Origin of the sequence: Spirillospora sp. NPDC049652 (assembly GCF_040675125.1) — a bacterium.
Lineage (GTDB): Bacteria > Actinomycetota > Actinomycetes > Streptosporangiales > Streptosporangiaceae > Spirillospora.
Map to the genome: position 1 here is coordinate 1 of NZ_JBFAOF010000318.1, position 7,301 is coordinate 7,301.

At 73.3% G+C, this 7,301-nt stretch carries 8 protein-coding genes; 2 read left to right on the top strand and 6 right to left on the bottom strand.

Annotation, left to right across the window (positions count from 1 at the left end; genetic code table 11):
* Positions 1 to 45 precede the first annotated feature (45 nt).
* Genes AB0J52_RS20625 through argC form a run of 6 tightly spaced genes read right to left on the bottom strand, consistent with a single transcriptional unit; the run spans position 46 to position 5,830 of the window.
* On the bottom strand, positions 46 to 549 hold the full coding sequence (locus AB0J52_RS20625) for an arginine repressor (protein ID WP_500183251.1): 504 nt from the start codon (positions 547 to 549) through the stop codon (positions 46 to 48).
* A gap of 8 nt (positions 550 to 557) precedes the next feature.
* Positions 558 to 1,478 (bottom strand): ornithine carbamoyltransferase, encoded by a 921-nt coding sequence (gene argF / locus AB0J52_RS20630; RefSeq protein ID WP_500183241.1) that lies wholly within the window; start codon positions 1,476 to 1,478, stop codon positions 558 to 560.
* Positions 1,475 to 2,689, bottom strand: coding sequence for an acetylornithine transaminase (locus AB0J52_RS20635; protein WP_500183243.1), 1,215 nt, complete (start codon positions 2,687 to 2,689; stop codon positions 1,475 to 1,477). Before AB0J52_RS20635 ends, argF begins: the two co-directional genes overlap by 4 nt.
* Positions 2,686 to 3,627, bottom strand: a complete 942-nt coding sequence (gene argB, locus AB0J52_RS20640) for an acetylglutamate kinase (protein ID WP_500183253.1) — start codon at positions 3,625 to 3,627, stop codon at positions 2,686 to 2,688. The genes AB0J52_RS20635 and argB overlap by 4 nt, the downstream gene beginning before the upstream one ends.
* Before the next feature lie 23 nt (positions 3,628 to 3,650).
* Positions 3,651 to 4,805: a bifunctional glutamate N-acetyltransferase/amino-acid acetyltransferase ArgJ gene (gene argJ, locus AB0J52_RS20645; RefSeq protein ID WP_500183245.1), complete on the bottom strand. Its 1,155-nt coding sequence runs from the start codon at positions 4,803 to 4,805 to the stop codon at positions 3,651 to 3,653.
* Complete coding sequence (argC, locus tag AB0J52_RS20650) at positions 4,802 to 5,830, bottom strand: N-acetyl-gamma-glutamyl-phosphate reductase (protein ID WP_500183246.1); 1,029 nt, start codon at positions 5,828 to 5,830, stop codon at positions 4,802 to 4,804. Before argC ends, argJ begins: the two co-directional genes overlap by 4 nt.
* Positions 5,831 to 5,989: 159 nt before the next feature.
* Between argC and AB0J52_RS20655 the strand changes: the two genes are divergently transcribed.
* Positions 5,990 to 6,484: a MarR family winged helix-turn-helix transcriptional regulator gene (locus AB0J52_RS20655; RefSeq protein WP_500183248.1), complete on the top strand. Its 495-nt coding sequence runs from the start codon at positions 5,990 to 5,992 to the stop codon at positions 6,482 to 6,484.
* Positions 6,478 to 7,301: ABC transporter ATP-binding protein (locus AB0J52_RS20660; RefSeq protein ID WP_500183250.1), on the top strand; the 824-nt coding region annotated here is incomplete at its 3' end. The genes AB0J52_RS20655 and AB0J52_RS20660, both read left to right, overlap by 7 nt.

Genomic DNA, 7,301 nt, shown 5'->3' on the forward strand with positions numbered 1-7,301 from the left:
GCAGCGTGCTCAGCAGGTGCGCGATACGCTGGTCCGGCGCCGGGGCTAGCTTCGTCGTTCGCGTCCGGCGGCCAGGCGCAGTAGGGCCTCGGCGAGGTCGGGGCCGCCGGTGGGGTCGCGGGAGATGACCAGGATGGAGTCGTCGCCCGCGACGGTGCCGAGGATGGACGGCCATTCGGCGTGGTCGATGGCCGAGGCGAGGTACTGCGCCGCACCGGGCGGGGTGCGGACGATGACCAGGTTGGCCGACGCCTCCGCGGAGACCAGCAGTTCGGCGGCGAGCCGGGTGAGGCGGCCGTCGAAGGTCTCGGCGGTGCCGGTGGGGACGCGGCGGATGCGCTCCCCGCCCTCCCCCGGCACGGCGTAGATCAGGCTGCCGTCCTCGGCGCGCAGCTTCACCGCGCCGATCTCCACCAGGTCCCTCGACAGGGTGGCCTGGGTGACCTCCAGGCCGGCGTCCGCCAGCAGTTTGGCGAGTTCGCCCTGGGAGTGGACGGGGTGCCGGGACAGCAGTTCGATCACCCGGGCGTGCCGGGCGGCCTTGGTCATCGGTGTGGTCACGCAGTGTTCTCCAGTAGCCAGGTCAGCAGGGCCTTCTGGGCATGCAGACGGTTTTCGGCCTCGTCCCAGACCACGCTCTGTGGGCCGTCCAGGACGGCGGCGGAGATCTCCTTGCCGCGGTAGGCGGGCAGGCAGTGCAGCACGACCGCGCCGGGCGCGGCGCGCGTGAGCAGCGCCTCGTCCACAGAATACGGTTCGTAGCGGGCGGTGTCCTTCCCCTCCTGCCCCATGGAGACCCAGGTGTCGGTGGCGAGGACGTCGGTTCCGGCCGCGGCCTCGGCGGGGTCGGCGGTGACCAGGACCGACCCGCCGGTCGCGGCGGCGATCTCCTCGGCGCGGGCGACCACGTCGGGGTCGGGCGGGAGGGTCTCGGGGGCGGCGATCCGGACGTGCATGCCGGCGGTGGCGCAGCCGAGCAGGTAGGAGTGGGCCATGTTGTTCGCGCCGTCGCCGAAGTAGGCGAGGGTGAGGCCCGCGAGGCCGCCCTTGTGCTCCTGGACGGTCTGCAGGTCGGCGAGGACCTGGCAGGGGTGGAAGCGGTCGGTGAGGGCGTTGACGACGGGCACGGCCGTGCCGTCCGCCATCTCGTCGATGCGCTCCTGGGCGCCGGTGCGCCAGACGATCGCGGCGGCCTGCCGTTCGAGGACGCGGGCGCTGTCGGCGATGGACTCGCCGCGTCCCATCTGGCTGTCGCCGGTGTCGAGGACGAGGGGGTGGCCGCCGAGTTCGGCGATGCCGGCGCTGAACGACACGCGGGTCCGGGTGGACGGCTTGTCGAACAGCACCGCGACCGTCCGAGGCCCGGCGAGGGGCTTCCAGGCGAAGCGGTCCTTCTTCATGGCGGCGGCGAGGTCGAGGACCTGTGCCTGCTCGGCGGGCGTGAGGTCGTCGTCGCGTAGGAAGTGCCGGACGGTCACTGGGGGGTCTCCTGCGTCTGGGCGGCCTTGTCGAGGATGGCGGGCAGGGCGTCCACGAAGGACCTGGCCTGCGCGGCGGTGAGGGTGAGCGGCGGTGCGAGCCGGACGGCGTCCGGCCGCAGGGCGTTGACCAGGAACCCGGCGGCGCGGGCGGCGTCCTGGACGGCGGCCGAGGGCCCGGGGGCCAGGGCGAGGGCCTGCCACAGTCCGCGGCCGCGGACACCCCTGAGGAGGGGGTGGTCGATGGCGGCGATGCCGTCGGCGAGGAGCGCGCCGACCTCGGCGGCGTTGGCGAGCAGGCCGTCGCTCTCCAGGGTGGACAGGACGGCGAGGGCGGCGGCCGCGGCGACGGGGTTGCCGCCGAAGGTGCTGCCGTGGTCGCCCTTGGCGAAGATCTCGCCGTGCTCACCGAACGCGACGACCGCGCCGATCGGCAGGCCGCCGCCGAGGCCCTTGGCGAGGGTGAGGATGTCGGGGCGGGCGTCCTCGTGCTGGAAGGCGAACCAGGCTCCGGTCCGGCCGATCGCGGACTGGATCTCGTCGCCGACGTAGAGCGCGCCGGTCGCGGTGCAGATCGCGCGGGCGGCGGCGAGGTAGCCGGGCGGGGGCGGGACGACGCCGGCCTCGCCCTGGGTGGGTTCGAGGAAGACGGCGGCGCAGTCGGCGGTGACGGCGGCTTCGAGCGCCGCCGCGTCACCGTAGGGGACGAACCTGACGTCCAGGGCGAAGGGGCCGAACGGCTCGCGGATCGCCGCCTTGCCGGTGAGGGAGAGCGCGCCGAGGCTGCGGCCGTGGAAGCCGTCCTCGGTGGCGACGAAGTACGTCCTGCCGTGGGTCTTGCCGTACTTGATCGCGAGCTTCAGCGCGGCCTCGTTGGCCTCGGTGCCGCTGTTGGCGAGGAAGACCCGCCCGTCGCCGCCGAGCAGGTCGCGCAGCCTCTCGGCGAGCCGGACCTCCGGCTCGTTCAGGAACAGGTTGGAGGTGTGGGCGATCGTCGCGACCTGCTCGGCGACGGCCGTGACGATCGCGGGGTGGGCGTGGCCGAGCGAGGTGACGGCGATGCCGCCGACCAGGTCCAGGTAGGCGTTGCCGTCGGCGTCCCAGACGGTGCAGCCCTCACCGCGCGTGAGCGCGAGGGGCGGGACGCCGTAGTTGGGCATGAAGGCGGCCTCGTACCGCCTGGCCAGGTCGTCGTTGGCAGGGGTGGTCACGCGGGTTCTCCCTCCGGCCGGGCCGGTTCCTCGTCGGTCGGGACGGGGCCGCCCGGGTGGCCGGGTGTGACCATCGTGCCGATGCCCTCGTCGGTGAAGATCTCCAGCAGCAGCGCGTGCGGGACCCGTCCGTCCAGCACGTGGGCCTGCGGCACGCCGCCGCGCACGGCCGCGAGGCAGGCCTCCATCTTGGGGACCATGCCCGCCGACAGGTCCGGCAGCAGCGTCGCCAGCTCGTCGGTGGTGAGCCGGTCGATGACGTCGTCGGACGCCGGCCAGTCGGCGTACAGGCCCTCGACGTCGGTGAGGACGACCAGCTTGGCCGCGTCGAGCGCGACGGCGAGCGCGGCGGCCGCGGTGTCGGCGTTGACGTTGTAGACCTCGCCGCCGTCGCCGCGCGCGACGCTGGACACGACCGGGACGCGGCCGTCGTTCAGCAGCGCCTCGATCGCGCCGACCTCGACCTCGACGATCTCGCCGACCTGGCCGATGTCGACCTTCTCGCCGTCCACGACGGCGTGCTTGCGCTCGGCGGTGAACAGGTTGGCGTCCTCGCCGGACATCCCGACCGCGAACGCGCCGTGCCGGTTGATGAGCCCGACGACGTCCCGCTGCACCTGCCCGACCAGCACCATCCGGACGACCTCCATCGCCTCGGGGGTGGTGACGCGCAGCCCCGCGGTGAAGGTGGACTCGATGCCGTGCGCGTCGAGCGCGGCGTTGATCTGCGGGCCGCCGCCGTGCACGATGACCGGCCGCAGCCCGGCGTAGCGCAGGAAGACGACGTCCTCGGCGAACCGGTGGCGCAGCGCCTGGTCGGTCATGGCGTGGCCGCCGTACTTGATGACGACGGTCTTGCCGTGGAAGCGCTCCAGCCAGGGCAGCGCGTCGATCAGCGTGCTCGCCTTCGGCAGGACGGCCTCGCGCCGCCGCCGCATCCGCTCCCCGGAGATCAGCGCGCTCACGAGCTGTACGCCGAGTTCTCGTGGACGTAGTCGGCGGTGAGGTCGGTCGTCCAGACGGTCGCGCTGTGCGGGCCGGCGGACAGGTCGACGGTGATGGTGACGTCGCGGGGGCGCAGGTCCACCTTGTCGCGGTCGTCGCCGAACGAGCCGTTGCGGCAGACCCAGATGCCGTTGATCGCGACGTTCAGCTCGTCCGGCTCGAAGGCGGCGTCGGTGGTGCCGACCGCCGACAGCACCCGGCCCCAGTTGGGGTCCTCGCCGTGGATGGCGCACTTGAGCAGGTTGTTGCGGGCGACGGTGCGTCCGACGGTGACCGCGTCGGCCTCGCTGGCCGCGCCGACCACCTCGATCGCGATGGCCTTGGACGCGCCCTCGGCGTCCACCAGCAGCTGGCGGGTGAGGTCGGCGCACAGGTCGGCGAGCAGCTCGGTGAAGGCGTCCTCGGCGGGGGTGGCGCCCGACGCTCCGGACGCCATCAGCAGGACGGTGTCGTTGGTGGACATGCAGCCGTCGGCGTCGAGCCGGTCGAGGGTCGCGCCGGTGGCGGCGCGCAGCGCGCGGTCCAGGGCCTCGGCGGGCAGGTCGGCGTCGGTGGTGAGGACGCACAGCATGGTCGCCAGGGACGGGGCGAGCATGCCCGCGCCCTTGGCCATGCCGCCGATCATGTAGCCGTCGCCCTGCCGGAAGGCGATCTTGGCGACGGTGTCGGTGGTGCGGATCGCGTCGGCGGCGGCGAGCCCGCCGTCCCCGCGCGACAGTTCGGCGGCGGCGGCCTCGACGCCGGGCAGCAGCCGGTCCATGTCGAGGCGGGTGCCGATGAGGCCGGTGGAGCAGACCGCGACCTCGCCGGCCGAGTCGGCCAGCAGCTCGGCGACGCGCTCGGCGGTGGCGTGGGTGTCGGCGAAGCCGTCCGGGCCGGTGCAGGCGTTGGCGCCGGCGGAGTTAAGCACCACCGCGCGCAGCCGTCCGCCCTGGAGGACCTGCTCGGACCAGAGCACCGGGGCGGCCTTCACGCGGTTGCGGGTGAAGACCCCGGCCGCGGCGCGGGACGGGCCCTCGTTGACGACGAGGGCGACGTCGCGTCCGCCGTTCTGCTTGAGCCCGGCGCTGACGCCTGCGGCGCGGAAACCTTGGGGGGCGGTGACGCTCACGGGGCGACTCCGATCGTGGTGAGGCCGAGGGTTTCGGAAAGTCCGAGGGCGAGGTTGGCGCTCTGCACGGCGCCTCCGGCGGTGCCCTTGGTGAGGTTGTCGATGGCGGCGACGGCGACGATCCGCCCGGCGCGCTCGTCGAGGGCGACCTGGACGAGCGCGGTGTTCGCGCCGAGGGTCATGGCGGTGGCGGGCCACTGCCCGTCGGGCAGCAACTCCACGAAGGGCTCGCCGTCGTAGGCGGCGGCGTAGGCGTCGCGCAGCCGCGCCGCGGTGAGGCCGGGCCGGGCCTTGGCGCTGCAGGTGGCGAGGATGCCGCGGCTCATCGGCGCGAGGGTGGGGGTGAACGACACGGTGACCGGCTCGCCCGCGACGGCGGACAGGCTCTGCTCCATCTCGGGGGTGTGCCGGTGGACGCCGCCGACGCCGTAGGCGCTGACCGAGCCCATGACCTCGCTGCCGAGCAGGTGCGGCTTGAGGCCCCTGCCCGCGCCGGAGGCGCCGGAGGCGGCGACGACCACGACGTCCGGTTCGGCGACGCCGGCCGCCATGGCGGGGTACATCGCGAGCGCGACGGAGGTCGGGTAGCAGCCGGGGACGGCGATCCGCTTCGTCCGGCGGAGGAGGTCGCGCTGGCCGGGGAGTTCGGGGAGGCCGTACGGCCAGGTCCCGGCATGCGGGGAGCCGTAGAAGGACTCCCATTCGGCCGGGTCGTGCAGGCGGAAGTCGGCGCCGCAGTCGACCACGAGCGTCCCGTCGTCCAGCAGCCCCGCGAGGGAGCCGGACTCGCCGTGCGGGAGCGCGAAGAACACCACGTCGTGCCCGGCGAGGGCCGCGGGGGTGGTGGCGGCGAGCGTGCGGTCCGCCAGGGACCGCAGGTGCGGCTGGAGCTCGCCCAGTCGGCGGCCGGCGTTGGAGCCCGCCGTCACCGCCCCGATCTCGATTTCCGGATGTCCCGCCAGCACACGAAGGATCTCGCCGCCCGCGTACCCGCTGGCGCCGGCGACCGCCGCTCGGATTCCCATCTCTCACTGCCCTTCCGAAGCAATGAGCAAAAGTATGCACTGCAGTGGATGACTATTCAACACCGGTTCGGGAGGTCTCTCACACTTTGAGACGTTCATCCGGTTTCTTAGGCCACTAATAATTTGACGGCTAAAGGTAAGTCGGCTAACAATGTGGGCATGGACACCGAGAAGCTGGGGTTCGGAGACCTCAGCGCGCTGGGCCCCCCCGAGGAGTGGCCGATCGGCCGCCTGTTCGCCGCCGCGATGCGGCTCGGCGGCCCGGTCATGTGGAAGATCGTGGAGCGCCACGGGACGAGCCCCGCCGGGTTCTACCTGCTGCGCCTGCTCCGGGCCCACCCGGACGGGCTGCGCGCGGGCGAGGCCGCGCGCGGGCTCGGCGTCACCCCGGCCACGCTCACCTCGGTCGTCAACACGCTCGAACGCGACGGCTACGTCGAACGGAGCCGCCACCCGGACGACCGGCGCGCCGTCCTGCTGCACGCCACCGAGGCGGGCGCCGCCCTGCTCGCCGAGGTCGGCCCCGGCGTCGGCGCCGACATCCACGCGCTCTACGACGTGGTGCCGCCCGAGGACGAGCCGGCCGTCCGCCGCTTCCTGCTCACCATGATCAACCGGTTCGAGGAGTACTCGAAGGGAGACCGGGAGTGCTAGACCGACCCGCCGCGGAGCGACCGCCCGCGGATCCGCCCGTCGACGAGATCCGGGCCGCCGTCCGGACCGTCGACCTGCACAAGACCTACAAGGGCCCCGGCGGGGACGTCGAGGCCGTCCGCGGCATCGACCTGTCGATCGCGCACGGCGGGTTCTACGGCCTGCTCGGCCCGAACGGCGCCGGCAAGTCCACCACGATCGGGATGCTGACGTCGCTGGTCGTGCCGACCTCCGGGCGCGCGACCGTCTGCGGCTTCGACGTCGCCCGGGACCCGGTCGAGGTCAAGCGCCGCATCGGCATGGTGTCGCAGGGCAACACCCTGGACAACGAGCTGAACGCCTTCGAGAACCTGGAGTTCCGCGGCCGCTACTTCGGCCTGGCGGCGCGCGACGCCCGCCGCCGCGCCGACGAGCTGATGGAGATGTTCAACCTCTCCGACCGGCGCAAGGGCAAGCCGTTCGAGATGTCCGGCGGCCAGGCCAAGCGGCTGATGATCTGCCGCGCCCTGGTGCACCGGCCCGAGGTGCTGTTCCTGGACGAGCCGACCGCCGGCCTCGACCCGCAGACCCGCGTCAACCTGTGGGACGTGCTGCGCGAACTGCAGCACGGCGGCCAGACCATCCTGCTGACCACGCACTACATGGAGGAGGCCGAGGCGCTGTGCGAGCGCGTCGCGGTCATCGACCACGGCAGGGTCCTCGCCAGCGGCACCGTGGACGACCTCAAGGCGTCCGCCGGGGCCGACACGGTCATCACCGTGGCCTACGACGGGCCGGTGCCCGACGGCGTGGCCAAGCTCCGCGACCGCGACGGCGT

What these genes read in the sequence shown, in the direction of transcription:
- AB0J52_RS20625 (WP_500183251.1), bottom strand. Translation starts at nt 549, where the DNA reads ATGACCAAGGCCGCCCGGCACGCCCGGGTGATCGAACTGCTGTCCCGG.
- argB (WP_500183253.1), bottom strand. Translation starts at nt 3,627, where the DNA reads ATGCGGCGGCGGCGCGAGGCCGTCCTGCCGAAGGCGAGCACGCTGATC.
- argC (WP_500183246.1), bottom strand. Translation starts at nt 5,830, where the DNA reads ATGGGAATCCGAGCGGCGGTCGCCGGCGCCAGCGGGTACGCGGGCGGC.
- AB0J52_RS20655 (WP_500183248.1), top strand. Translation starts at nt 5,990, where the DNA reads ATGGACACCGAGAAGCTGGGGTTCGGAGACCTCAGCGCGCTGGGCCCC.